The organism is Dickeya sp. Secpp 1600, from assembly GCF_003049805.1.
Classification (GTDB): domain Bacteria; phylum Pseudomonadota; class Gammaproteobacteria; order Enterobacterales; family Enterobacteriaceae; genus Dickeya; species Dickeya fangzhongdai.
Map to the genome: position 1 here is coordinate 245,719 of NZ_CP023484.1, position 24,874 is coordinate 270,592.

General features: G+C 53.7%; 21 protein-coding genes, 4 tRNA genes and 1 rRNA gene. 19 read left to right on the forward strand and 7 right to left on the reverse strand.

Annotation, left to right across the window (positions count from 1 at the left end; translation table 11 throughout):
- The first annotated feature begins 90 nt into the window (after positions 1-90).
- The 3 genes from rrf to birA all read left to right on the forward strand — a co-directional run bounded on the left by rrf (position 91) and on the right by birA (position 2,452).
- Positions 91-206, forward strand: a 5S ribosomal RNA gene (rrf, locus tag CPA59_RS01080).
- A gap of 252 nt (positions 207-458) precedes the next feature.
- Complete coding sequence (gene murB, locus CPA59_RS01085) at positions 459-1,496, forward strand: UDP-N-acetylmuramate dehydrogenase (protein WP_107758538.1); 1,038 nt, start codon at positions 459-461, stop codon at positions 1,494-1,496.
- Positions 1,493-2,452, forward strand: a complete 960-nt coding sequence (gene birA, locus CPA59_RS01090; protein WP_107758539.1) for a bifunctional biotin--[acetyl-CoA-carboxylase] ligase/biotin operon repressor BirA — start codon at positions 1,493-1,495, stop codon at positions 2,450-2,452. The genes murB and birA overlap by 4 nt, the downstream gene beginning before the upstream one ends.
- Before the next feature lie 25 nt (positions 2,453-2,477).
- Here birA and coaA read toward each other — a convergent pair whose 3' ends face one another.
- On the reverse strand, positions 2,478-3,428 hold the full coding sequence (gene coaA, locus CPA59_RS01095) for a type I pantothenate kinase (RefSeq protein WP_038917496.1): 951 nt from the start codon (positions 3,426-3,428) through the stop codon (positions 2,478-2,480).
- Between the two features lie 215 nt (positions 3,429-3,643).
- Complete coding sequence (locus tag CPA59_RS01100; protein WP_038663360.1) at positions 3,644-4,192, reverse strand: GNAT family N-acetyltransferase; 549 nt, start codon at positions 4,190-4,192, stop codon at positions 3,644-3,646.
- A gap of 373 nt (positions 4,193-4,565) precedes the next feature.
- On the opposite strand from CPA59_RS01100, the gene CPA59_RS01105 reads away from it, so the two are divergent.
- From CPA59_RS01105 to CPA59_RS01175, 15 genes are all read left to right on the forward strand, one after another.
- Positions 4,566-4,641 (forward strand) — tRNA-Thr (locus CPA59_RS01105).
- Between the two features lie 17 nt (positions 4,642-4,658).
- Positions 4,659-4,743: transfer RNA gene (locus tag CPA59_RS01110), tRNA-Tyr, on the forward strand.
- 137 nt (positions 4,744-4,880) lie between these two features.
- A tRNA-Gly gene (locus CPA59_RS01115) sits at positions 4,881-4,955 on the forward strand.
- Positions 4,956-4,964: 9 nt separating this feature from the next.
- Positions 4,965-5,040, forward strand: a tRNA-Thr gene (locus tag CPA59_RS01120).
- Between the two features lie 106 nt (positions 5,041-5,146).
- On the forward strand, positions 5,147-6,331 hold the full coding sequence (tuf, locus tag CPA59_RS01125; protein WP_012882957.1) for an elongation factor Tu: 1,185 nt from the start codon (positions 5,147-5,149) through the stop codon (positions 6,329-6,331).
- 234 nt (positions 6,332-6,565) lie between these two features.
- Positions 6,566-6,949 (forward strand): preprotein translocase subunit SecE, encoded by a 384-nt coding sequence (gene secE, locus CPA59_RS01130; protein ID WP_033568032.1) that lies wholly within the window; start codon positions 6,566-6,568, stop codon positions 6,947-6,949.
- A 1-nt stretch (position 6,950) separates the two neighbouring features.
- Entirely contained in the window at positions 6,951-7,496 is a 546-nt protein-coding gene (gene nusG, locus CPA59_RS01135; protein ID WP_015848189.1) for a transcription termination/antitermination protein NusG, read from the forward strand.
- 149 nt (positions 7,497-7,645) lie between these two features.
- Positions 7,646-8,074 carry a 50S ribosomal protein L11 gene (gene rplK / locus CPA59_RS01140; RefSeq protein ID WP_015855385.1) on the forward strand — a complete coding sequence of 143 codons (429 nt, stop codon included), beginning with the start codon at positions 7,646-7,648 and terminating at the stop codon, positions 8,072-8,074.
- Positions 8,075-8,077: 3 nt separating this feature from the next.
- Positions 8,078-8,782 carry a 50S ribosomal protein L1 gene (gene rplA / locus CPA59_RS01145; RefSeq protein ID WP_038917498.1) on the forward strand — a complete coding sequence of 235 codons (705 nt, stop codon included), beginning with the start codon at positions 8,078-8,080 and terminating at the stop codon, positions 8,780-8,782.
- Between the two features lie 314 nt (positions 8,783-9,096).
- On the forward strand, positions 9,097-9,594 hold the full coding sequence (rplJ, locus tag CPA59_RS01150) for a 50S ribosomal protein L10 (protein WP_012882962.1): 498 nt from the start codon (positions 9,097-9,099) through the stop codon (positions 9,592-9,594).
- Positions 9,595-9,660: 66 nt separating this feature from the next.
- A complete protein-coding gene (rplL, locus tag CPA59_RS01155) occupies positions 9,661-10,029 on the forward strand; it encodes a 50S ribosomal protein L7/L12 (RefSeq protein WP_015855383.1) in 369 nt (122 codons plus the stop codon).
- Positions 10,030-10,352: 323 nt separating this feature from the next.
- The gene (rpoB, locus tag CPA59_RS01160; RefSeq protein WP_107758540.1) at positions 10,353-14,381 is read left to right on the forward strand and encodes a DNA-directed RNA polymerase subunit beta; all 4,029 of its coding nucleotides are present in this window, start codon (positions 10,353-10,355) and stop codon (positions 14,379-14,381) included.
- 107 nt (positions 14,382-14,488) lie between these two features.
- On the forward strand, positions 14,489-18,712 hold the full coding sequence (gene rpoC / locus CPA59_RS01165) for a DNA-directed RNA polymerase subunit beta' (protein ID WP_038917499.1): 4,224 nt from the start codon (positions 14,489-14,491) through the stop codon (positions 18,710-18,712).
- A gap of 134 nt (positions 18,713-18,846) precedes the next feature.
- Entirely contained in the window at positions 18,847-19,146 is a 300-nt protein-coding gene (locus tag CPA59_RS01170) for a hypothetical protein (RefSeq protein WP_255412260.1), read from the forward strand.
- Between the two features lie 43 nt (positions 19,147-19,189).
- A complete protein-coding gene (locus CPA59_RS01175; protein ID WP_100848701.1) occupies positions 19,190-20,287 on the forward strand; it encodes a DUF1176 domain-containing protein in 1,098 nt (365 codons plus the stop codon).
- A 273-nt stretch (positions 20,288-20,560) separates the two neighbouring features.
- On the opposite strand, the gene CPA59_RS01180 is transcribed toward CPA59_RS01175, so the two are convergent.
- Positions 20,561-20,743, reverse strand: a complete 183-nt coding sequence (locus CPA59_RS01180) for a DUF1127 domain-containing protein (RefSeq protein WP_071605139.1) — start codon at positions 20,741-20,743, stop codon at positions 20,561-20,563.
- A 259-nt stretch (positions 20,744-21,002) separates the two neighbouring features.
- Positions 21,003-21,209 (reverse strand): DUF1127 domain-containing protein, encoded by a 207-nt coding sequence (locus CPA59_RS01185; protein ID WP_082202679.1) that lies wholly within the window; start codon positions 21,207-21,209, stop codon positions 21,003-21,005.
- A 161-nt stretch (positions 21,210-21,370) separates the two neighbouring features.
- On the opposite strand from CPA59_RS01185, the gene CPA59_RS01190 reads away from it, so the two are divergent.
- Entirely contained in the window at positions 21,371-22,801 is a 1,431-nt protein-coding gene (locus CPA59_RS01190; protein WP_038917503.1) for a PLP-dependent aminotransferase family protein, read from the forward strand.
- A gap of 4 nt (positions 22,802-22,805) precedes the next feature.
- Here CPA59_RS01190 and CPA59_RS01195 read toward each other — a convergent pair whose 3' ends face one another.
- The 3 genes from CPA59_RS01195 to CPA59_RS01205 are packed head-to-tail and all read right to left on the reverse strand — an operon-like array spanning position 22,806 to position 24,802.
- Complete coding sequence (locus tag CPA59_RS01195; protein ID WP_107758541.1) at positions 22,806-23,573, reverse strand: molybdopterin-dependent oxidoreductase; 768 nt, start codon at positions 23,571-23,573, stop codon at positions 22,806-22,808.
- Complete coding sequence (locus CPA59_RS01200; protein ID WP_107758542.1) at positions 23,566-24,165, reverse strand: cytochrome b/b6 domain-containing protein; 600 nt, start codon at positions 24,163-24,165, stop codon at positions 23,566-23,568. Before CPA59_RS01200 ends, CPA59_RS01195 begins: the two co-directional genes overlap by 8 nt.
- Before the next feature lie 13 nt (positions 24,166-24,178).
- Complete coding sequence (locus CPA59_RS01205) at positions 24,179-24,802, reverse strand: hypothetical protein (RefSeq protein ID WP_107758543.1); 624 nt, start codon at positions 24,800-24,802, stop codon at positions 24,179-24,181.
- Positions 24,803-24,874: the final 72 nt, after the last annotated feature.

A 24,874-nucleotide genomic window follows, 5' to 3' on the forward strand; every position in this document is an offset into this window, starting at 1 on the left:
CGAGAAAGAATTTGGCTTGTTCGACGGATGGATTCTGATGGTTGTGCGGCGCGGTAGCGTGGGCATGACGGTTGGAATGAAAAGAATTTGCCTGGCGGCGAGAGCGCGGTGGTCCCACCTGACCCCATGCCGAACTCAGAAGTGAAACGCCGTAGCGCCGATGGTAGTGTGGGGTCTCCCCATGCGAGAGTAGGGAACTGCCAGGCATCACATAAGGAACCCCCGGTTATGCCGGGGGTTTTTTGCTTTGGGGGTGCGGTGGCAGAACCGAGTGCCAGGGCGGAGATGACCGGCGGCCCGGCGGTGGGGGTTGCGGTCCTGTTCGGTCTTCCGGTGTTGTGTGATTCTCCCTCTGCGCACCCTGTCCCTTTTTGTGCCTGCCGGCAGATAAAACATCCCTCAATAATCCCTCAGAATCAGTTAGACTATGCCTAAATGTTTACTGAGTATTGGCTACCATGACGAATTCTGTCACATCTCTAAAATCGTTTAATTCCTTCTCCTTACCGGTATTTGCGACAGAGGTCGCGATTATCGAAAATTCAAGTGAGTTGTTATCTGCATGGCAGCGTGCTAATCAGAGCGGGTTACCAATCCTGATATTGGGGGAAGGGAGTAATGTACTCTTTCTGGACGATTTTCACGGCATAGTACTCATTAATCGGCTCAAAGGGATTGAGATCAAAGAGACTGCATCTGAATGGATGCTCCATGTTGGGGCTGGAGAAAACTGGCATCACCTTGTGGAATATACGCTGGAACGCCAGATTTCCGGTCTCGAGAATCTGGCCTTGATCCCAGGATGTGTTGGATCCGCGCCTATTCAGAATATCGGCGCTTATGGTGTAGAGCTGAAAAAGGTCTGTGCTTATGTCGATATGCTAAATCTGAGAACGGGCGAGACAGCGCGCCTGAGCGCTGAAGAGTGCCAGTTCGGTTATCGGGATAGCGTTTTCAAGCATGAATACCAGGATGGATTTGCCATTATCGCAGTAGGATTTCGTTTATCGAAAGAGTGGAAGCCGGTCCTGGAATATGGCGATCTTACTCGCCTTGACCCTTCGGCAGTGACAGCAAAACAAGTCTTTGACGCCGTTTGTCAGATGAGGCGGAGCAAATTACCCGATCCTGCGGTAATGGGTAATGCAGGTAGTTTTTTCAAAAACCCGGTAATTCCTGCCGCTATAGCTGAACACATTCTGGCGAATTATCCCAATGCCCCTCATTATCCTCAACCGAATGGTGAGGTAAAGCTGGCTGCCGGCTGGTTGATCGAACAATGCGGTTTAAAAGGGCATCAAATTGGTCAGGCTGCAGTTCATGATAAGCAGGCTCTGGTTCTGGTGAATAAAGGCGAAGCAACCAGTCGTGATCTGGTTAATCTGGCTCGTTATGTAAGAAACAAAGTTGCAGAGCAATTCGATGTGTGGCTGGAGCCTGAGGTACGGTTTATTTCCGCTCAGGGAGAGGTTAATGCAGTGGAGGTTTTGGCATGAAAGATTATACCGTCCCGTTGAAGCTAATCTCTATTCTGTCCGATGGTGAGTTTTATTCGGGGGAATATCTCGGTGAGCTAATGGGGATGAGCCGGGCAGCCATCAACAAACATATTCAGACCATCAGAGAGTGGGGGTTGGATGTCTTTACTGTAACTGGAAAAGGTTATGCACTTTCAGCCCCAATTCAATTGCTTGATGCAGAGAAGATTCGCTCGCAAATACAAAGCGGCAATATAGCGGTTTTACCCGTGATTGATTCTACCAATCAATATCTGTTGGATCGCCTTGATTCGGTATCGTCGGGTGATGCTTGCATTGCCGAATACCAACAGGCTGGGCGGGGGCGTCGTGGTCGAAAATGGTTTTCCCCCTTTGGCAGTAACCTCTACTTGTCACTGTATTGGCGTCTGGAACAAGGACCTGCCGCAGCGGTTGGCGTGAGTCTGGTGATTGGCATCATTATGGCGGAAGTCTTGCATCATCTGGGAGCTGAAGGGGTGCGGGTAAAATGGCCGAATGACTTGTACCTGAACGATAAAAAACTGGCTGGTATTCTCGTTGAATTAAATGGACGGACGGGGGATGCTGCGCATCTGGTTATCGGCGCAGGTATTAATTTGCGCATGAATTCATCAGGCTCGACTGTGATCGATCAGGGATGGATCAACCTGCAGGAAGCAGGGATTGATATTGATCGTAATATGCTGGCTGTGAAGCTCGTTACTGAACTGCGTGCCGCATTGGCTATTTATGAACAACAAGGTTTAGCTCCCTTTATTTCCCGATGGAACAATCTGGATAATTTTTATAATCGCGCAGTGAAGCTGATTGTCGGTAATCGGGAAATAAAAGGTATTGATAAAGGCATTGATAGCCAGGGGGCGTTATTGCTGGAGCAGGATGGGGTAATTCAGTCTTATATTGGCGGTGAGATTTCTCTGCGTGGATGGTAATAGGGGATTGTCATCCCCTCTATTTTTATTTTCTTAAGCGTACACACTCGACTGCGTGATTTGCGCTTTTGGTCATGATAAGGCTGGCTCGTCCACGCGTCGGCAGTATGTTCTGCTTGAGATTCAAACCATTAATCTCATTCCATAATTGTGATGCGATATTAACGGCTTCTGTTTCCGCCAATTTTGCATAATTGTGGAAATAGGAGTCGGGATTGGTAAATGCACCCTGCCTGAATTTCAGAAATCGATTGATATACCAGCTCTTCAGTAGTTCCTCGGGCGCATCGACATAGATGGAAAAATCCACGAAATCAGATACAAAAACACGATGAGGGTCGTGGGGATAATCCATCCCGCTTTGCAGAACATTCAGTCCTTCAAGAATCAGAATATCCGGCTGTTCTATGACTTTATTGCAATCGGGCACAATATCATAGGTCAGGTGAGAATAGGTGGGGGCCGTTACCCAAGGGACACCGGATTTTATCTCAGAAACGAATTTTACCAGGCTATGCATATCATAGGACTGGGGGAATCCTTTCTTCTTCATCAGATTTTTTTGCTGTAATACCTTATTGGGATGAAGAAAACCGTCGGTGGTAATCAGTTCAACTTTCCGATGTTCCGGCCAGCGGCTGAGCAATGCCTGCAGTACACGCGCTGTCGTGCTTTTCCCTACGGCAACACTACCAGCAATACCGATAATATAAGGGATTTTCTGTCCATCGGTTCCCAGAAACTGCTCAAGCACGGCCTGACGCCGTAAATTGGAACTGATATAAAAATTGAGCAGTCGAGATAATGGCAGATAAATTTCCGCGACCTCATCCAAAGATAGATCTTCGTTAATGCCTTTGAGTTTAATGATTTCATCTTCAGTCAGAGTCAATGGCACAGAGTCACGCAAGTTGGCCCATTGCTGGCGATTGAACTGAAGATAAGGCGTTGCGAAAGATTGCGCGTTATTAGTCATAAATGTATTTCTGCTTGACGCTACCGGTAAGGAAGGGAAACAGCCAGGTTTCAGTGCATGAAACTGAGACACCGGGAGGCTGGACAGGCAACAGCCGCAGCATCCTTTCCTGATAAAATTATCGTCCAGCGGGCAGGTTACCACCATGAGGGTCAGGAAAAGAAGCAAAAATCTGTATCAACCCTGATACCTGTGATACAGGCATCAGGTAGGGATTAGCTGGCGAGGGCGCGCTCTACGCGATTCACGGCGAACAGGCGCTTGTAGTAAATTGCTGTCGGATAGTAATAACCATCGGGAGAACTGGCATAGTCGGGAAGTTCTCCCAGATAGCGGTAACCCTGAGCACGATAAAAGTGCTCGGCAGGCGAACCGGCTTGCGTATCGAGATAGATCAAGCCGCGTCGATGCTGTAATGCCGCCTGCTCCAGCGTGGAGAGTAAACGTTTTCCAATCCCCTGGCGTCGCATGCTGCTATGAACCAGCAGTTTTTGTATTTCAGCCCGGTTTTGTCCGTTTGATTTTTGGCACAGTTCAAGCTGGATACTGCCTATCACGCCATTATCATCGCGCGCAATCCATAACAGGCGCTCTCCTTCGGCGACAGAAGGACGCAGGCTGTGGAAATAGCTCTCGGCTTCCTCGTGCGTTAGCGGTGACTGGTAACCGACAGACGCTCCCTTTGCCACAGCATTTACCAGTAAGCCGGCTAACTCGTAACGATAGACGGGAAGAGTGGCGACATTCAGTAATACGATCTTCATGCTGTCTCTCCTGCTGGGTTGGGCTAAAACGTGTCTCGTCTGATTTTTCATGCAAGGAATGTTCCATTCATCGATGGCGGCTAAAAGTGGCTAAATGCCGCATCTCATGCTCAGGACTGCCACAAAGGGGGGCATTATCACTTTTTTGGTGCAGATATTCGGTGATGGCGGTGACATATCATTGATGCCTGAATGCCTGAGAACCGTACGCGCAGAGCGCTTTTAACATGTTTCCTGATGCTTATTTGCACGAATGATTGACAGTAATGTGAAACAGCATCCGAATTTGTGCAAAATCTAAGCGATAGCGCATTTTGAGCAATTTTTTTGTTGCATAGACCGGCCCCTCTGCCTAGAATGCGCAGCACTTGATGCCGGCTTAGCTCAGTAGGTAGAGCAACTGACTTGTAATCAGTAGGTCGCCAGTTCGATTCCGGCAGCCGGCACCATCAAGTACATACAATAAGGTGGGGTTCCCGAGCGGCCAAAGGGAGCAGACTGTAAATCTGCCGTCACAGACTTCGAAGGTTCGAATCCTTCCCCCACCACCAAATTCAATCCTGGCGACAGGATGCAATCGATGCGGTACGAAATATCAAAGCCGAATCGAAAAAAAAGCAAGGTATCAATGTAAATTGTGCCTTGCTTTAATGTTCTACAGAGAAATCAGGTAGCCGAGTTCCAGGATGCGGGCATCGTATAATGGCTATTACCTCAGCCTTCCAAGCTGATGATGTGGGTTCGATTCCCACTGCCCGCTCCAATTAGATGTGCTGATATAGCTCAGTTGGTAGAGCGCACCCTTGGTAAGGGTGAGGTCGGCAGTTCGAATCTGCCTATCAGCACCACTTCTTTATTTTCCTCCTGATTTTCTTTCTGTTAAAAGCTCAGCAAGTAATTGCTTGGTTGATGTGGTGATACCACCGATTTATCCGTGTCTTAGAGGGACAATCGATGTCTAAAGAAAAATTTGAACGTACAAAACCGCACGTTAACGTCGGTACTATCGGCCACGTTGACCATGGTAAAACAACGCTGACCGCAGCCATCACTACCGTTCTGGCGAAAACCTACGGTGGCCAGGCTCGTGCATTCGACCAGATCGACAACGCGCCGGAAGAAAAAGCGCGTGGTATCACCATCAACACCTCTCACGTTGAATACGATACCCCGACTCGTCACTACGCGCACGTTGACTGCCCGGGACACGCCGACTACGTGAAAAACATGATCACCGGTGCTGCCCAGATGGACGGCGCGATCCTGGTAGTTGCTGCGACTGACGGCCCGATGCCGCAGACTCGTGAGCACATCCTGCTGGGTCGTCAGGTAGGCGTTCCGTACATCATCGTGTTCCTGAACAAATGCGACATGGTTGATGACGAAGAGCTGCTGGAACTGGTTGAGATGGAAGTGCGCGAGCTGCTGTCTCAGTACGACTTCCCGGGCGACGACACGCCGGTTATCCGCGGTTCCGCGCTGAAAGCGCTGGAAGGCGATGCCGAGTGGGAAGCGAAAATCATCGAACTGGCCGAAGCGCTGGACAGCTACATTCCGGAACCGGAGCGTGCGATTGACAAGCCGTTCCTGCTGCCGATCGAAGACGTATTCTCCATCTCCGGCCGTGGTACCGTAGTAACCGGTCGTGTAGAGCGCGGCATCATCAAAGTGGGTGAAGAAGTTGAAATCGTGGGTATCAAAGACACCACGAAAACCACCTGTACTGGTGTTGAAATGTTCCGCAAACTGCTGGACGAAGGCCGTGCGGGCGAGAACGTGGGTGTTCTGCTGCGTGGTACCAAGCGTGATGAAGTTGAGCGTGGTCAGGTTCTGGCCAAGCCGGGCTCAATCAAGCCGCACACTCAGTTCGAATCTGAAGTGTATATCCTGAGCAAAGACGAAGGTGGCCGTCACACGCCGTTCTTCAAAGGCTACCGTCCGCAGTTCTACTTCCGTACAACTGACGTGACAGGCACCATCGAACTGCCGGAAGGCGTAGAAATGGTAATGCCAGGCGACAACATCAAGATGGTCGTAAACCTGATCGCGCCGATCGCGATGGACGACGGTCTGCGTTTCGCTATCCGTGAAGGCGGCCGTACTGTAGGCGCCGGCGTGGTTGCCAAAGTTATCGCTTAATTGCTGATAAAATTTGACGCAACATGCGGTAAAAGGGCATCATTTGATGCCCTTTTTCTACGCTGTTGTCGTAGAACCTATCTCATCAGCGATTGTGCAGTATAATCATTGGTGAGATAGGCTCTGTGTAAGCGGTGTGAGTCCCGGATTGCTTGATTTTAGAATACTTTCCGGTCTGGTTTGCCCTTACGGCAGGGCAAAATTATTTGTCTGAATCTAGTGACAGGTTGGTTTATGAGTGCGAATACCGAAGCTCAGGAGAGCGGGCGTGGTCTTGAGGCGCTGAAATGGCTGGTCGTTGCAGTATTGCTGATCGCGGCAATTGTAGGTAATTACTACTACCGTGAATTCAGCTTGCCGCTGCGTGCATTGGCTGTGGTTATTTTAATTGCTGCTGCGGGCGGCGTGGCATTGCTGACGACGAAAGGCAAAGCAACTGTTTTGTTTGCGCGTGAAGCCCGGACCGAAGTTCGCAAGGTGATCTGGCCGACCCGGCAGGAAACATTGCACACCACTCTGATCGTTGCTGCTGTAACTGCCGTTATGTCGCTGATTCTGTGGGGACTGGATGGCATTCTGGTGCGTCTGGTATCGTTTATTACTGGCCTGAGGTTCTAAGATGTCTGAAGCTCCAAAGAAACGTTGGTACGTCGTTCAGGCGTTTTCTGGCTTTGAAGGTCGCGTAGCACAGTCTCTGCGTGAACATATCAAGCTCCATAACATGGAAGACCACTTTGGTGAGGTGATGGTACCGACCGAAGAAGTGGTTGAAATTCGTGGCGGCCAGCGTCGCAAGAGCGAGCGCAAATTCTTCCCGGGCTACGTGCTGGTACAGATGGTGATGGATGATGCCAGCTGGCATTTGGTCCGTAGCGTACCGCGCGTCATGGGGTTCATCGGCGGGACGTCCGATCGCCCTGCGCCGATCAGCGATAAAGAAGTGGACGCTATCATGAACCGTCTGCAGCAGGTGGGCGACAAGCCGCGGCCGAAAACGCTGTTCGAACCGGGCGAAATGGTGCGCGTCAACGACGGCCCGTTTGCCGATTTCAACGGTGTGGTGGAAGAAGTCGATTACGAGAAAAGCCGCCTGAAGGTTTCCGTCTCCATCTTTGGTCGAGCGACCCCTGTCGAGCTGGATTTCAGCCAGGTTGAAAAAGGCTAATCACTGCCTAAATTCGATACTTGTATCCGGCGCGAAATTGACCTACAATTTCGCGCCTTTGTTTTATGTGCCACTAAGACGCATAACATGTTTATAAATCGCGGGGGAGCTTCTTCGTGAAGCGTTATTACCCATTAGAGGAAAGCTAAATGGCCAAGAAAGTACAAGCCTATGTCAAGCTGCAGGTTGCAGCTGGTATGGCTAACCCGAGTCCGCCAGTTGGTCCGGCTCTGGGTCAGCAGGGTGTTAACATCATGGAATTCTGTAAGGCATTCAACGCCAAAACAGAAAGCCTGGAAAAAGGTCTGCCGATTCCGGTTGTTATCACTGTTTACTCCGACCGTTCCTTCACCTTCGTTACCAAAACTCCGCCGGCATCCGTACTGCTGAAAAAAGCGGCTGGTATCAAGTCTGGTTCCGGTAAGCCGAACAAAGACAAAGTGGGTAAAGTGACCCGTGCTCAGGTTCTGGAAATTGCCCAGACCAAAGCGGCGGACATGACTGGTGCTGACGTGGAAGCCATGGCGCGTTCCATTGAAGGTACTGCTCGTTCCATGGGCCTGGTAGTGGAGGACTAAGAAATGGCTAAGCTGACCAAGCGCATGCGCGTGATCCGTGACAAAGTTGATGTAACCAAACAATATGACATCAACGAAGCCGTTGCCCTGCTGAAAGAGCTGGCCACTGCTAAATTTGTTGAAAGTGTTGACGTTGCCGTAAACCTGGGCATCGACGCACGTAAATCCGACCAGAACGTTCGTGGCGCGACTGTACTGCCGCACGGTACTGGCCGTACTGTTCGCGTCGCTGTATTTACTCAGGGTGCCAACGCTGAAGCTGCTAAAGCCGCCGGCGCTGACCTGGTAGGTATGGATGACCTGGCTGAGCAGATCAAGAAAGGCGAGATGAACTTCGACGTAGTTATTGCTTCTCCGGATGCAATGCGCGTTGTTGGTCAACTGGGCCAGATCCTGGGCCCGCGCGGCCTGATGCCGAACCCGAAAGTGGGCACTGTAACCCCGAACGTTGCTGAAGCTGTGAAAAACGCTAAAGCTGGTCAGGTGCGTTACCGTAACGACAAGAACGGTATCATCCATACCACTATCGGTAAGGTTGATTTCGACGCTGATAAACTGAAAGAAAACCTGGAAGCTCTGCTGGTTGCGCTGAAAAAAGCCAAACCGGCTCAGGCGAAAGGCGTTTATATCAAGAAAATCAGCCTGTCCACCACCATGGGTGCTGGCGTTGCCATCGATCAGAGCGGCCTGAACGCAGTCGCAAACTGATAGCTTTTGTTCCTCTTTACCCGGGCGAGAGATTTCTTTATAATCTTACGCCCGTTGTTCTGTAAATGAACAAGAGACGATTTTTCGGTTGGAGCCTGGCCTAATCCAGGCCTCCGTCCAAGACCGCAGGTGTTTCGTCAGAAACTTAATTTTCCTGCGTAGACGGTGACAGAGCCTAAAGAACATTTTTATTCTTTTTTAAAGAATAGTCCTGCTGGATTCTGCTCACCGTGTTTCAGCGCCTGTCTCCGTTTTGGCGGCAGGTGAAGTGAGTTCCGGAGATTTTCTCCGGCTAAATCCAGGAGCAAAAGCTAATGGCATTAAATCTTCAAGACAAACAAGCGATTGTTGCTGAAGTCAGCGAAGTGGCCAAAGGCGCGCTGTCTGCGGTAGTTGCGGATTCCCGCGGCGTTACCGTAGATAAAATGACTGAACTGCGTAAAGCAGGTCGTGAAGCTGGCGTATACATGCGTGTTGTTCGTAACACCCTGCTGCGCCGCGTCGTTGAAGGCACTCAGTTCGAATGCCTGAAAGACACGTTTGTTGGTCCGACCCTGATTGCATACTCTATGGAGCACCCGGGCGCTGCCGCTCGTCTGTTCAAAGAGTTCGCGAAAGCGAATGCAAAATTTGAGGTTAAAGCTGCGGCCTTTGAAGGTGAGTTGATTCCGGCGGCTCAAATTGACCGTCTGGCAACGCTGCCGACTTACGAAGAAGCAATTGCACGCCTGATGGCGACCATGAAAGAAGCCTCTGCTGGCAAACTGGTCCGCACTCTGGCTGCTGTTCGCGATCAGAAAGAAGCTGCTTAATCGCACTTTTCCTGTTATCGCATTTGCTAACGTATAAACTTTTTCTGATTGTTAGGAACAATTGTCATGTCTATCACTAAAGATCAAATCATTGAAGCAGTAGCGGCTATGTCTGTAATGGACGTTGTTGAGCTGATCTCTGCAATGGAAGAAAAATTCGGCGTTTCTGCTGCTGCCGCTGTTGCTGTAGCTGCTGCTGGCCCGGCTGAAGCTGCTGAAGAGAAAACCGAGTTCGACGTTATCCTGAAAGCTGTTGGCGCTAACAAAGTTGCCGTTATCAAAGCAGTTCGTGGCGCAACTGGCCTGGGTCTGAAAGAAGCGAAAGACCTGGTTGAGTCTGCTCCGGCCGCTCTGAAAGAAGCCGTGAGCAAAGATGACGCTGAAGCTCTGAAAAAATCTCTGGAAGAAGCTGGCGCTGAAGTTGAAGTTAAATAAGCCAACCCTTCCGGTTGCAGCCTGAGTTATCAGGCTGATGGCTGGTGACTTTTTGGTCACCAGCCTTTTTGCGCTGTAGGGTGTCGGTAGCGTTTCACACTGTTTGACTACCGATTTCCCGTCAATGCTTGTTTCTATCGACGACTTAATATATTGCGTCAGGGCGTTCGTTCTGTGTAAAGCGTAATGAAATGATTTAAGAGTGATAGAAACAGGTATTGCGGAAAGTGTTCCACTTTCCGATCGACATAAATGGTGTCGCATGAACCGCCCTTTTCAGGGTGGACAAAGTGGGTCGACTTGTCAGCGAGCTGAGGAACCCTATGGTTTACTCCTATACCGAGAAAAAACGCATTCGTAAGGATTTTGGGAAACGTCCACAAGTTCTGGATATCCCATATCTCCTTTCTATCCAGCTTGACTCGTTCCAGAAGTTTATCGAGCAAGATCCGGAAGGCCAGTACGGTCTGGAAGCGGCATTCCGTTCCGTATTTCCTATCGCAAGTTACAGCGGTAATTCCGAGCTGCAGTACGTGAGTTATCGTCTGGGTGAGCCGGTATTTGACGTTCAAGAGTGTCAAATCCGCGGTGTTACCTTCTCCGCGCCGCTGCGCGTGAAACTGCGTCTGGTGATCTACGAGCGCGAAGCGCCGGAAGGCACCGTTAAAGACATCAAAGAACAAGAAGTGTACATGGGCGAGATTCCGCTCATGACCGACAACGGTACCTTTGTCATCAATGGTACTGAGCGTGTTATCGTTTCTCAGTTGCATCGTAGCCCGGGCGTCTTCTTTGACAGCGACAAGGGTAAAACCCACTCTTCCGGTAAGGTGCTGTATAACGCACGTATTATTCCTTACCGTGGTTCCTGGCTGGATTTTGAATTCGACCCGAAAGACAACCTGTTTGTCCGTATCGACCGTCGCCGTAAACTGCCTGCTACCATCATTCTGCGTGCGCTGAGTTACTCCACCGAAGAAATTCTGGATCTGTTCTTCGATAAAGTGGTGTACGAAATCCACAACAACAAGCTGCAGATGGAGCTGGTGCCGGAACGTCTGCGTGGCGAAACCGCGTCGTTCGACATCGAAGCTGACGGTAAAGTCTACGTTGAGAAAGGCCGCCGCATCACCGCGCGCCATATTCGTCAGCTGGAAAAAGACGGCATCGAGCGCATTGAAGTACCGGTCGAATACATCGCCGGTAAAGTGCTGGCTAAAGATTACGTGGATGAAAGCACCGGTGAAGTGATCGCGATGGCGAACATGGAACTGTCGCTGGATCTGCTGGCTAAACTGAGCCAGGCGGGTCATAAGCGTCTCGACACGCTGTTCACCAATGATCTGGACCACGGTCCGTACATGTCCGAGACCCTGCGTGTCGACCCGACCAACGATCGCCTGAGCGCGCTGGTCGAAATCTACCGCATGATGCGTCCGGGCGAGCCGCCGACACGTGAAGCGGCCGAGACGCTGTTCGAAAATCTGTTCTTCTCCGAAGATCGTTACGATCTGTCCGCGGTTGGTCGTATGAAGTTCAACCGTTCCCTGCTGCGCGAAGAAATCGAAGGTTCCGGGATTCTGAGCAAAGCGGACATTATCGATGTGATGAAAAAACTCATCGATATCCGTAACGGTAAGGGCGAAGTCGACGATATCGACCATCTGGGCAACCGTCGTATCCGTTCCGTGGGCGAAATGGCGGAAAACCAGTTCCGCGTCGGTCTGGTGCGTGTTGAACGTGCGGTGAAAGAGCGTCTGTCTCTGGGCGATCTGGATACGCTGATGCCGCAGGACATGATCAACGCCAAGCCGATTTCCGCAGCGGTGAAAGAGTTCTTCGGTTCCAGCCAGCTGTCCCAGTTTATGGACCAGAACAACCCGCTGTCCGAAATTACGCATAAACGCCGTATTTCCGCATTGGGCCCAGGCGGTCTGACCCGTGAGCGCGCCGGCTTTGAAGTTCGAGACGTACACCCGACCCATTACGGCCGCGTATGTCCTATCGAAACGCCGGAAGGTCCGAACATCGGTCTGATCAACTCGCTGTCTGTGTACGCGCAGACTAACGAATACGGCTTCCTGGAAACCCCGTATCGCCGTGTACGCGATGGCGTGGTGACCGACGAAATCCATTACCTGTCGGCGATTGAAGAAGGCAACTACGTTATTGCTCAGGCGAACACCAACCTGGATGACGAAGGTCACTTCATCGAGGAACTGGTTACTTGCCGTAGCAAAGGCGAATCCAGCTTGTTCAGCCGCGATCAGGTTGACTACATGGACGTTTCCACCCAGCAGGTGGTTTCCGTCGGTGCGTCCCTGATTCCGTTCCTGGAACACGATGACGCCAACCGCGCCCTGATGGGTGCGAACATGCAACGTCAGGCGGTACCGACTCTGCGCGCTGACAAGCCGCTGGTGGGCACCGGTATGGAACGTGCGGTCGCGATGGACTCCGGTGTAACCGCCGTTGCCAAACGCGGCGGTCTGGTCCAGTACGTGGATGCGTCCCGTATCGTGATCAAGGTTAACGAAGATGAAATGTACCCGGGCGAAGCCGGCATCGACATCTACAACCTGACCAAATACACCCGTTCCAACCAGAACACCTGCATCAACCAGATGCCGTGCGTGTCGCTGGGCGAACCGGTTGAGCGCGGCGATGTGCTGGCCGACGGCCCGTCCACCGATCTGGGTGAACTGGCGCTGGGTCAGAACATGCGCGTCGCGTTCATGCCCTGGAACGGTTACAACTTCGAAGACTCCATCCTCGTTTCCGAGCGTGTGGTGCAGGAAGACCGTTTTACCACCATCCACATTCAGGAACTGGCGTGCGTGTCCCGTGACACCAAGCTGGGGCCTGAAGAGATTACTGCCGATATCCCGAACGTGGGTGAAGCAGCGCTCTCCAAGCTGGATGAATCCGGCATCGTTTACATCGGTGCGGAAGTGACCGGCGGCGATATTCTGGTCGGTAAAGTGACGCCGAAAGGCGAAACCCAGCTGACGCCGGAAGAGAAACTGCTGCGCGCCATCTTCGGTGAGAAAGCGTCTGACGTGAAAGACTCTTCTCTGCGTGTGCCGAACGGCGTTTCCGGTACGGTTATCGACGTGCAGGTCTTTACCCGCGATGGCGTGGAAAAAGACAAACGTGCGCTGGAAATCGAAGAAATGCAGCTCAAGCAGGCGAAGAAAGACCTGACTGAAGAACTGCAGATTCTGGAAGCCGGCCTGTTTGCCCGTATCCATGACGTGCTGGTTGCCGGCGGCATCGAAGCGGACAAACTGGACAAGCTGCCGCGCGAGCGTTGGCTGGAACTGGGTCTGACCGACGAAGAGAAGCAGAACCAGCTGGAGCAGTTGGCCGAGCAGTATGATGAACTGAAACACGAATTCGAGAAGAAACTCGAAGCCAAACGCCGCAAAATCACCCAGGGTGATGACCTGGCGCCGGGCGTGCTGAAGATCGTCAAAGTGTATCTGGCTGTTAAGCGTCAGATCCAGCCGGGTGACAAGATGGCAGGCCGCCACGGTAACAAGGGTGTTATCTCCAAGATCAACCCGATCGAGGATATGCCTTACGACGAGAACGGTACGCCGGTCGATATCGTACTGAACCCGCTGGGCGTACCGTCACGTATGAACATCGGTCAGATTCTGGAAACCCACCTGGGTATGGCTGCCAAAGGCATCGGCGACAAGATCAACGCCATGCTCAAGCAGCAGCAGGAAGTGGCCAAGCTGCGCGAGTTTATCCAGAGAGCTTATGACTTGGGTAACGACGTGCGCCAGAAAGTCGACCTGAACACCTTCAGCGATGAAGAAGTGCTGCGTCTGGCGGAAAATCTGAAGAAAGGTATGCCGATCGCCACGCCGGTGTTCGACGGTGCCAAGGAAAACGAGATCAAAGAGTTGCTGAAACTCGGCGATCTGCCGACTTCTGGTCAGATCCGTCTGTTCGACGGCCGTACCGGCGAGCAGTTCGAGCGTCCGGTTACCGTGGGCTACATGTACATGCTGAAACTGAACCACCTGGTGGATGACAAGATGCATGCCCGTTCTACCGGCTCTTACAGCCTGGTTACCCAGCAGCCGCTGGGTGGTAAGGCGCAGTTCGGTGGTCAGCGCTTCGGTGAGATGGAAGTGTGGGCGCTGGAAGCTTACGGCGCAGCCTATACCCTGCAGGAAATGCTGACGGTGAAATCCGATGACGTGAACGGCCGTACCAAGATGTACAAAAACATCGTGGATGGCGATCACCGGATGGAACCGGGCATGCCGGAATCCTTCAACGTACTGTTGAAAGAAATCCGCTCCCTGGGTATCAACATCGAGCTGGAAGAAGAGTAATCCCAGCCTGATAGCGCTGCGAGCATTCGTTACAGGGGCACCTGAACCGTGTTTTTAACGGCATGGTTCAGGTGTCTGACAGGTCTAACTCCGACAGGAGCCAATCCGTGAAAGACTTATTAAAGTTTCTGAAAGCGCAAACTAAAACCGAAGAGTTTGATGCGATCAAAATTGCTCTGGCCTCGCCAGACATGATCCGTTCCTGGTCTTTTGGTGAAGTGAAAAAGCCAGAAACCATCAACTACCGTACGTTCAAACCGGAACGTGACGGCTTGTTCTGCGCCCGTATTTTTGGGCCGGTAAAAGACTACGAGTGCTTGTGCGGTAAGTACAAGCGCCTGAAACACCGTGGCGTGATTTGTGAGAAGTGCGGCGTTGAAGTGACCCAGACCAAAGTGCGCCGTGAGCGCATGGGCCACATCGAGCTGGCGTCTCCGACCGCTCACATCTGGTTCCTGAAATCCCTGCCGTCCCGTATCGGCCTGCTGCTGGATATGCCGCTGCGCGATATCGAACGCGTACTGTACTTCGAATCCTATGTGGTGGTCGAAGGCGGCATGACCAATCTGGAGCGCCGTCAGATCCTGACTGAAGAGCAGTATCTGGACGCGCTGGAAGAGTTCGGTGACGAATTCGACGCCAAGATGGGCGCCGAGGCGATCCAGGCTCTGCTGAAGAACATGGATCTGGAGCAGGAATGCGAACAGCTGCGCGAAGAGCTGAACGAAACCAACTCCGAGACCAAGCGTAAGAAGCTGACCAAGCGCATCAAGCTGCTGGAAGCGTTCGTGCAGTCCGGCAACAAGCCGGAGTGGATGATCCTGACCGTGCTGCCGGTGCTGCCGCCGGATTTGCGTCCGCTGGTTCCGCTGGACGGCGGTCGTTTCGCGACCTCCGATCTGAACGATCTGTATCGTCGCGTGATCAACCGTAACAACCGTTTGAAACGCCTGCTGGATCTGGCTGCGCCGGACATCATCGTACGTAACGAAAAACGTATGCTGCAGGAAGCGGTGGATGCGCTGCTGGATAACGGCCGTCGCGGTCGTGCGATCACCGGTTCCAACAAGCGTCCGCTGAAATCGCTGGCTGACATGATCAAAGGTAAGCAGGGTCGTTTCCGTCAGAACCTGCTGGGTAAGCGCGTGGACTACTCCGGTCGTTCCGTAATTACCGTTGGTCCGTACCTGCGTCTGCACCAGTGCGGTCTGCCGAAGAAAATGGCGCTGGAACTGTTCAAACCGTTCATCTACGGCAAGCTGGAACTGCGTGGTCTCGCTACCACCATCAAAGCCGCCAAGAAGATGGTGGAACGCGAAGAAGCCGTGGTATGGGATATCCTGGATGAAGTCATCCGCGAGCACCCGGTACTGCTGAACCGTGCGCCGACCCTGCACCGTCTGGGTATTCAGGCGTTCGAACCGGTACTGATCGAAGGTAAAGCCATTCAGCTGCACCCGCTGGTGTGTGCGGCGTATAACGCCGACTTCGACGGCGACCAGATGGCTGTTCACGTACCGCTGACGCTGGAAGCCCAGTTGGAAGCGCGTGCGCTGATGATGTCCACCAACAACATTCTGTCGCCGGCGAACGGTGAGCCGATCATCGTTCCGTCTCAGGACGTGGTGTTGGGTCTGTACTACATGACCCGTGACTGTGTTAACGCCAAAGGCGAAGGCATGGTGCTGACCGGTCCGAAAGAAGCTGAGCGTATCTATCGCGCTGGCCTGGCTTCGCTGCACGCTCGCGTGAAGGTGCGTATTACCGAGCACCAGAAGAACGCGCAGGGCGAGTGGACGCAGAAAACCAGCCTGATCGACACTACCGTGGGTCGTTCTATCCTGTGGATGATCGTGCCGAAAGGTCTGCCTTACTCCATCGTCAACCAGGCGCTGGGTAAGAAAGCGATCTCCAAGATGCTGAACACCTGCTATCGCGTGCTGGGTCTGAAGCCGACGGTTATTTTTGCCGACCAGATCATGTACACCGGTTTTGCTTACGCGGCGCGTTCCGGTTCTTCCGTTGGTATCGACGATATGGTCATTCCGGCGAAGAAAGTGGAAATCATCAGCGAAGCGGAAGCCGAAGTTGCCGAGATTCAGGAGCAGTTCCAGTCTGGTCTGGTAACCGCGGGCGAACGTTACAACAAAGTCATCGACATCTGGGCCGCGGCGAACGAGCGTGTGGCCAAGGCGATGATGGAAAACCTCTCTACCGAAACGGTGATCAACCGTAACGGCGAAGAAGAGAAACAGGTTTCCTTTAACAGCATCTTTATGATGGCCGACTCCGGTGCGCGTGGTTCTGCGGCACAGATTCGTCAGCTGGCGGGGATGCGTGGTCTGATGGCGAAGCCGGACGGCTCCATCATCGAAACGCCGATCACTGCGAACTTCCGTGAAGGTCTGAACGTACTCCAGTACTTCATCTCCACCCACGGTGCGCGTAAAGGTCTGGCGGATACCGCGTTGAAGACAGCGAACTCCGGTTACCTGACTCGTCGTCTGGTTGACGTGGCGCAGGACCTGGTGGTGACCGAGGACGATTGCGGTACCCACGAAGGCATCATGATGACGCCGGTTATCGAAGGCGGCGACGTGAAAGAGCCGCTGCGTGAGCGCGTACTGGGCCGTGTAACGGCGGAAGACGTGCTGAAACCGGGCACCGCAGACATTCTGGTTCCGCGCAACACGCTGCTGAACGAGAAATGGTGTGACCTGTTGGAAGAAAACTCGGTCGACGCGGTGAAAGTACGCTCCGTAGTAGGTTGTGAAACCGACTTCGGCGTGTGCGCCAAGTGCTACGGTCGCGACCTGGCGCGTGGTCACATCATCAACAAAGGTGAGGCCATCGGGGTTATCGCGGCACAGTCCATCGGTGAACCGGGTACTCAGCTGACGATGCGTACGTTCCACATCGGTGGTGCGGCATCCCGTGCGGCAGCCGAATCCAGCATTCAGGTGAAAAACAAAGGTAGCCTGAAACTGACCAACGCCAAGTTCGTTAAGAACAGCGCCGGCAAGCTGGTTATCACCTCGCGTAACACCGAGCTGAAACTGATCGACGAATTCGGTCGTACCAAAGAAAGCTATAAAGTGCCTTACGGCGCGGTTATGGGCAAAGGCGATGGCTCAGAAGTTAACGGTGGCGATACCGTAGCGAACTGGGATCCGCATACCATGCCGGTTATCACCGAAGTGGGCGGTAGCATTCGCTTTACCGATATGATCGATGGCCAGACGATTACTCGTCAGACCGACGAACTGACCGGCCTGTCCTCCATCGTGGTACTGGACAGTGCGGAACGTACCGGTGGCGGTAAAGACCTGCGTCCGGCGCTGAAAATCGTTGACGCTAACGGCGACGACGTACTGATTCCGGGCACCGACATGCCGGCGCAGTACTTCCTGCCGGGTAAAGCGATTGTCCAGCTGGAAGACGGTTCTCAGATCGGCGCGGGTGACACCCTGGCGCGTATTCCGCAGGAATCCGGCGGTACCAAGGATATTACCGGTGGTCTGCCGCGCGTTGCCGACCTGTTCGAAGCCCGTCGTCCGAAAGAGCCGGCGATTCTGGCGGAAATCAGCGGCGTGGTGTCCTTCGGTAAAGAAACCAAAGGCAAACGTCGTCTGGTGATCACGCCGGTTGACGGCAGCGAACCGTACGAAGAGATGATTCCGAAGTGGCGTCAGCTCAACGTGTTCGAAGGCGAACGTGTGGAACGCGGCGACGTGATTTCCGACGGTCCGGAATCTCCGCATGACATCCTGCGCTTGCGCGGCGTACACGCGGTAACCCGTTACATCGTGAACGAAGTGCAGGAAGTTTACCGACTGCAGGGCGTGAAGATTAACGATAAACACATCGAAGTTATCGTTCGTCAGATGCTGCGTAAAGGCACCATCGTCAATCCGGGCAGCTCTGAGTTCCTGGAAGGCGAGCAGGTGGAAATGTCGCGCATCAAGATCGCCAATCGTCAGTTGGAAACGGACGGCAAGATTTCGGCAACTTACAGCCGCGACCTGCTGGGTATCACCAAAGCGTCTCTGGCTACCGAGTCCTTCATCTCCGCTGCGTCGTTCCAGGAAACGACCCGCGTGCTGACGGAAGCGGCGGTTGCCGGCAAACGCGATGAGCTGCGTGGCCTGAAAGAGAACGTCATCGTGGGTCGTCTGATCCCGGCCGGTACCGGCTATGCGTACCATCAGGATCGCATGCGCCGCCGTCAGGCTGGCGAAGTCCCGGCAGTGGCTCAGGTGAGCGCGGATGAAGCATCTGCCAACCTGGCTGAACTGTTGAACGCGGGCTTTGGCAGCAGCGACGACGAATAACCGTCAGTTTCACCGATAATAAAAAACCGTACCTTAGCGATAAGGTGCGGTTTTTTTTATATTCTTATTTCACATGAAGATCTTTTATTGACGACCGTGACTGTTTAAAAATGGTCGATTGTGGAACTCACCCGATGGCCGTCGCAAGCGACGTTAAAAAACGCTTTCAGCGTTTTATGATTCGTTCCGCCCTAATGGCGGAACTCACCCGATGGGCCGTCGCAAGCGACGTTAAAAAACGCTTTCAGCGTTTTATGATTCGTTCCGCCCTAATGGCGGAACTCACCCAATGGGCCGTCGCAGGCGACGTTAAAAAACGCTTTCAGCGTTTTATGATTCGTTCCACCCTAATGGCGGAACTCACCCGATGGGCCGTCGCAAGCGACGTTAAAAAACGCTTTCAGCGTTTTTTTAGTGGCGGGGAAAAGACATAATTGCGCTATAACATCAGCATGGAAGTTTCATAAGGAATGTCCGATGCGATTCACGACAACGCTTTCAGGCATCATTCTGGTTTTGCTGTCCGGCAGCGCGTTCAGCGCCGGCGAGATGCCTTCCGGTTATCCGACTCCGGTGCAGAAGGTATTCAGGCACTGGCAGATTACCTGCAACAACCTGAATGACTGCGACATCAGGAACAATGACCCGTACCTGCGTGTGACGCTAAAGCGTGAAGCGGGCGCTCAGGGCAAAATCTCATTGGACTTCGATCTGGCCGATAAGCGTCAGGCGCTGTATCTGGATGGCGTCCGCTTTCAACTGACCCAGCCAGCCTGGCAGACGGATGAGGAAGAAGGCGCGTTTTACGTCCATACCGATCAACTGGATGTGATCCAGCAGTTTGTGCTGGCGGCCAAAAACGCCAAACGGCTGTCGCTGTCGGAGCACAGTGGTAGTCAGAGTAATAATCAGGAAGAATCCATCTCGCTTAACGGCCTGAATGCAGCGTTATTGCTGGCGGATGAACGGCAGGGGCGCCTGAATAACCTCAGCGCATTATTGCAGGTCGGCAATGGTGAGGTGGCGCAGGTGCCGCCGGTACCGGTGGGACAGGAAATCAACCCGGCTTATACCCAGCCGCCGCCGCTGACCAATGCGAAAACGCTGATTAACGGCGTGATCGGCGCTAAAAAAACCTTGCTGGAAGAGGAAGACTGCGGGTTGAGCAAAGAAGCCCGCCAGTTGAGTGAGGCCGAACCGCTGACCAACGAGCTGGCGCTGGTGATGCTCAACTGCGGCATGGGAGCCTATCAGTCCTCCAGCATGCTGTTTGTCACTCCACGCAATAACCCGCAGGCCGCGCAGTTGCTGGAATTGCCAAGGCCGATTCGCCCGGCGGACAGCCGTGAGGAAAAAATCCGTTGGTTTACCGAAGCGGACTATGACCCGGAAAGCGGCATGTTGTATCACTCGGCGAAAGGGCGCGGCATCGCCGACTGCGGCGAAAGCGCGCAGTGGGTGTTTGACGGCAAGACTTTTCAGCTTGTGGCCTACAACTATCAGCCGGAATGCAACGGCGGGCAGCCGGGCGACTGGCCGTCAGTATGGGCGATGCCGGGCTACCCGACCGAGTAGCCCGACACGATGTTGACAGGACCGGCGCGGGTTGTGTCTCTCCGCCCGCGCTGGCCGAGGATGAGGCGGAGCAGGCGGTAGGTTTCTGCTCCGGCTGTATCAGCCCACGCACTGTAACAACCGCCCGGCGGCACAGCGACGGGCAATTCGGCGATGTGCGCAGCGGTACGCAGACCATCGCCTTCTCTCGGTATTGATTGCTTTTTTCTGCGCAGTGTCTCGCATATTCTGCCCTGCCTCCGTGTTATTCGACTCGTTATCGTTTGTTCGTTGCTACCATAAATTGTCCACATCCCGGCGCGTCAGCCCCATGTCCTCCAACCGGTTGTTGTCCAGTCGACGTAGCGCCTTTCGTGCCTGTACTCGCTGTCGCCAGGCGTGCCAGCGTTGGCGGAAATGATGAAGGAAGAAACGCGGGCCGACGGCGGTATTTGAAGGGCGGTGTGGCTGTGTCATGGTGGTATCCCCGGTGAACTGTGCTGGAAATAGTGTGCAACCGGTGAGTTTTAGGATACAGATGCAGAAAATGGCTATTCTGATCATACAGAGGAACGGTTAGGCGATCTGAATTGCGATTTTTTGTGTGATCTGTACCTGTTTTTGGCGCTCAATTCATGGTTTAAAGAAAACAAGCAATTATCGCGATAAGGCGTTGCCAAACGCCGCGGCTTTCCAGACAGGCGGCCGTGGCCGCCTATAATCGTGGTGCTGCTTGCTAAATCCTGTCCGGCCAGTTCCGGTAAAGGCGCTGTATGTCTTCCCGTTTCAGGCCGATATCTTTGAGACGTTCATCGTTCAGTTCATTCAGGATTTTGCGGGTCTGGTGGTGCTGGTACCAGATCCATAATCGCCGTAGCAGGCGCAGTTGAATGGGCATGTGGGGGGATGACTCAAGGCGATGGGGAGGGAATAGTATCGTCATGGCGATTCTCCGCAGGTGATGACCCTTATTATCATGGCAAACCCATCTGTCTGGTTTTAGAGGCAGTCTTGGATTTTATTTTTGATACAGATGAGCGATATGACGATCTGAATGGTCGTTTACGCCACATTCTGTATGGAAACCAGAAGGAAAATACATCAATGACGCGATATCAGCTTCTGGCCACTTTATTGGCGCAGCGAATTGAACAAGGGCTGTATCAGAGCGGCGAGCGTTTGCCATCGGTACGTGCGTTAAGTCAGGAGCATGGCGTCAGTATCAGCACGGTTCAGCAGGCATATCATTTGCTGGAAGAGAAGAGGCTGATCGTACCGTTGCCTCGTTCGGGATATTTCGTTAAACCCCGTATGGCGGCCGCGCCGATTCCGGCAATGACTCGCCCGGTACAGCGCCCGGTGGAGATTAACCGGTGGGACTCGGTACTGAATCTGCTCCGTTCCCGCGCCGATCCGGAAATTCTGCAGTTGGGGGGGAGTCTTCCCGATCTGGCGCAAAGCACGCTGAAACCATTGTGGAAGAACATTAATCGTATCGGGCAAAAACAGGATATCGCCACTATGGGTTATGACTGTCCGGATGGTCTGCCGCTGTTGCGTGAACAAATTGCCCGACTAATGATTGATAGCGGCTGCCAGCTATCGGCGCAGGATATCATCGTTACTCATGGTTGCACGCAAGCGCTGTCGATTGCGATACGGGCGGTGTGTGATCCCGGCGATATCGTTGCCATTGAGTCGCCGGTGTTTCATTGCATCATGCAGATACTGTGCGGTCATGGCATCAAGGTGATTGAAATTCCTACTGACTTTGCCAGCGGGATAAGCCTTGAAGCGCTGGAGCTGGCGCTGGAGCAATGGCCGGTGAAGGCGGTGCTGACGGTGCCGAGTTGCAACAATCCGCTGGGGTTCGTTATGCCGGAACATCGCAAACGCGCATTGATGACGCTGGCGCAACGTTATGACATCGCCATTATTGAAGATGATGTGTATGGGGATCTAACGTATGACTATCCGCGGCCGATTACCCTGAAATCCCTCGATTATGATGGGCGGGTTCTGACATGCAGCTCTTTTTCCAAAACGCTGGCCCCCGGCCTGCGAATCGGCTGGGTGGCGCCGGGGCGTTATCTGGATCGGGCGCTGTATATGAAGTACACCAGCACCGGAGCGATATCCATATATTTCCAACAGGCGGTGGCCGAATTTATCCAGCAGGGATATTACATGCCGCATGTACGCCGAATGCGTTCGTTCTATCAGCGCAATCTGGAAGCGTTAGTCAACCTGGTGCGTCGTGTGTTTCCGGATACGATTTGTCTCAGCCGCCCGCAAGGCGGGTTTGTACTGTGGGTTGAGTTGCCTGAAGAGTTTGATGGCGTACGGTTGAACCACAGTCTGGCTAACAAAAAAATCAGGATTTATGAAGGGGAGCTGTTTTCTGTAGGCGGGAAATACCGTCATTGCCTGCGATTGAGTTATGCCTTGCCATTAACACCGGAGAGGGAGGCGGCCATTATCACATTAGGGAATGTGATTGTCGGGGAGCTTGCCAGCAATCCGGTGGCGGGGTAGACGTTCAAATACCACTAAACCAGTTATACCCCTGATCTTCCCAGTAGCCGCCGGGGTTGGTGTCGCTGACGAACAGTGCTGCGATATGTTTGGCGTTTTTGAAGCCGAGTTTGGTAGGGACGCGCAGCCGTAGCGGGTAGCCGTAGTCGGCGGGTAATGCCTGATCGCCGAATTCCAGCGCCAGAATGGTTTGCGGGTGCAGGGCGGTCGCCATATCGATGCTGGAGTAATAGCGGTCGGCGCATTTGAAGCCGACATAACGGGCGGTGAGGTCAGCGCCGATATGCTGCAGGAAGAGGCGCAGCGGAATGCCGCGCCACTGGCCGATAGCGCTCCAGCCTTCGATGCAGATCAACCGGGTAATCTGTGTTTCCTGCGGTAGCTGGCGCAGTTGCTCCAGTGTCCAGATTCCCTTTTTCTCCACCTTGCCTGAAACCTCCAGACGATAACTGTCCAGATCGATCTCCGGCACATTGTATTCTGGATAAAAGGCGTTAAACGGAAATGGCTGGGTTATCTGATCCGGGCGATAGCTGGGAGCCAGCCGCTGTCCGCTGAATAGCCACGCCTGTACCCGGTCGTTCCAGCGCGACATCGCCCACAGCACCTTGTCGACGCTGTCGCCGTCCTGCATATTGCAGCCGGTAAGCATCGCCACGGCGCCGAGCGTCAGCCCGGAGCGCAACATCAGGCGGCGTTCCAGATTCACCAGCTGTTTTTTCTGGTCCGGCTCCAGTATCAGCGGCGTGCGGCGCGGCGATTTATCACTCATGTTTGCCTCCGGTCAGCATCGCCCACAGCGTACGCGGGACTACCAGCACCATCACCACGTGGATCACCACAAACAGGCCGATACCGCTCATAGCAAAGAAATGCACGTAGCGAGCGGCGGCGAAACCGCCCAACAGATTGGTCAGCCCCTGCAACTGCACCGGTTTCCAGAGAGCCAGCCCGGACAGCACCAGCAATATGCCCAGCGCGATAACGCCGAAATACATCAGCTTCTGAATGGCGTTGTACTGGAAGGATTCGTGCCGCAGGCGGAAGGTCAGCGCCAGCCGGATATCGCGCCGGAGCGACGTCGGCGTGAGCGGCAACCAGCGTCGCCGCCAGTGCCCGCTGCACAGGCTCCACAACACATACAGCAAGCCGTTGCTCACCAGCAACCACATCACCGCCAGATGCCAGCCGATAGCGCCGCCCAGCCAGCCGCCTAACGTGATGGCTTGGGGAAAGTGGAAATCAAACAGCGGCGAGGCGTTGTAGATTTCCCAGCCGCTCATGAACATAGCGGTCATCGCCAGCAGGTTGACCCAGTGGGTGAGCCTGACCGGCCAGGCGTGTACGGGAGGTGATGTTTGCATAGCTGTGCCTTGATTACATCGGCGGCACGGTGCCGTCTTTCCCGGCCGAAATGGCGATGGCGACCCGGTTGCCCTGCTCGTCGACGTTGGAGAACAGTACGATATGCGTGCCCGGTTGCAGCAGGCTGCGATCGCCGGGTGCGATGCTGACGATAGGCACGTCATCCGGCACCACCACGGTTTTCTGTTCGCCGTTGTAAGTGATGGTCAGGGTGCGGCCGTTGCTGTTTACCAGCTTGCCGACGGTGCCGTTGGTCATGGTGCCGCTTTTACCGTCGGCGGATTCCCACGGCCGGTGACCTTCGCCGGCGCCGCGCAGGCTGGCGTCGAACACATGCACTTCCAGCGCTTTCAGCGTGCCGTCAGGCTGGGGAATGGCGGCGGTGCCGATGTAACTGTCCGGTTTGATGGTGTCCGGGCTGGCTTTGGTCACGCTCGTCACCCGGGTCCGGTCGGTCAGTTTGACATCAATTTTTTGCCCTTTACGGTCGGTCAGTTGTAACTGGTTGTCCGATATTGCGCTGATGGTGCCGCGCACCGGCGGTTGCGGTTTGGCGGGAGCATCGGCGGCGAAAGACCATTGGCTGCATAGCAGCAATGAGGAAAACAGCAGTCCGGTAAAACGATGACGTATCATGATGACAGGCTCCTGGGTTGGCGTTTTCCCCCATCATGGTGAGGCCATCAGGTCGTCAGGATGACCGTATGA

Coding starts and splice junctions, on each gene's coding strand:
- coaA (WP_038917496.1), bottom strand. CDS start 3,428: ATGACTAATAACGCGCAATCTTTCGCAACGCCTTATCTTCAGTTCAAT.
- CPA59_RS01100 (WP_038663360.1), bottom strand. CDS start 4,192: ATGAAGATCGTATTACTGAATGTCGCCACTCTTCCCGTCTATCGTTAC.
- rplK (WP_015855385.1), top strand. CDS start 7,646: ATGGCCAAGAAAGTACAAGCCTATGTCAAGCTGCAGGTTGCAGCTGGT.
- nusG (WP_015848189.1), top strand. CDS start 6,951: ATGTCTGAAGCTCCAAAGAAACGTTGGTACGTCGTTCAGGCGTTTTCT.
- tuf (WP_012882957.1), top strand. CDS start 5,147: ATGTCTAAAGAAAAATTTGAACGTACAAAACCGCACGTTAACGTCGGT.
- CPA59_RS01185 (WP_082202679.1), bottom strand. CDS start 21,209: ATGACGATACTATTCCCTCCCCATCGCCTTGAGTCATCCCCCCACATG.
- rpoB (WP_107758540.1), top strand. CDS start 10,353: ATGGTTTACTCCTATACCGAGAAAAAACGCATTCGTAAGGATTTTGGG.
- rplA (WP_038917498.1), top strand. CDS start 8,078: ATGGCTAAGCTGACCAAGCGCATGCGCGTGATCCGTGACAAAGTTGAT.
- murB (WP_107758538.1), top strand. CDS start 459: ATGACGAATTCTGTCACATCTCTAAAATCGTTTAATTCCTTCTCCTTA.
- secE (WP_033568032.1), top strand. CDS start 6,566: ATGAGTGCGAATACCGAAGCTCAGGAGAGCGGGCGTGGTCTTGAGGCG.
- CPA59_RS01205 (WP_107758543.1), bottom strand. CDS start 24,802: ATGATACGTCATCGTTTTACCGGACTGCTGTTTTCCTCATTGCTGCTA.
- CPA59_RS01175 (WP_100848701.1), top strand. CDS start 19,190: ATGCGATTCACGACAACGCTTTCAGGCATCATTCTGGTTTTGCTGTCC.
- birA (WP_107758539.1), top strand. CDS start 1,493: ATGAAAGATTATACCGTCCCGTTGAAGCTAATCTCTATTCTGTCCGAT.
- CPA59_RS01180 (WP_071605139.1), bottom strand. CDS start 20,743: ATGACACAGCCACACCGCCCTTCAAATACCGCCGTCGGCCCGCGTTTC.
- CPA59_RS01170 (WP_255412260.1), top strand. CDS start 18,847: ATGGCCGTCGCAAGCGACGTTAAAAAACGCTTTCAGCGTTTTATGATT.
- CPA59_RS01200 (WP_107758542.1), bottom strand. CDS start 24,165: ATGCAAACATCACCTCCCGTACACGCCTGGCCGGTCAGGCTCACCCAC.
- CPA59_RS01195 (WP_107758541.1), bottom strand. CDS start 23,573: ATGAGTGATAAATCGCCGCGCCGCACGCCGCTGATACTGGAGCCGGAC.
- rplJ (WP_012882962.1), top strand. CDS start 9,097: ATGGCATTAAATCTTCAAGACAAACAAGCGATTGTTGCTGAAGTCAGC.
- rplL (WP_015855383.1), top strand. CDS start 9,661: ATGTCTATCACTAAAGATCAAATCATTGAAGCAGTAGCGGCTATGTCT.
- CPA59_RS01190 (WP_038917503.1), top strand. CDS start 21,371: ATGACGCGATATCAGCTTCTGGCCACTTTATTGGCGCAGCGAATTGAA.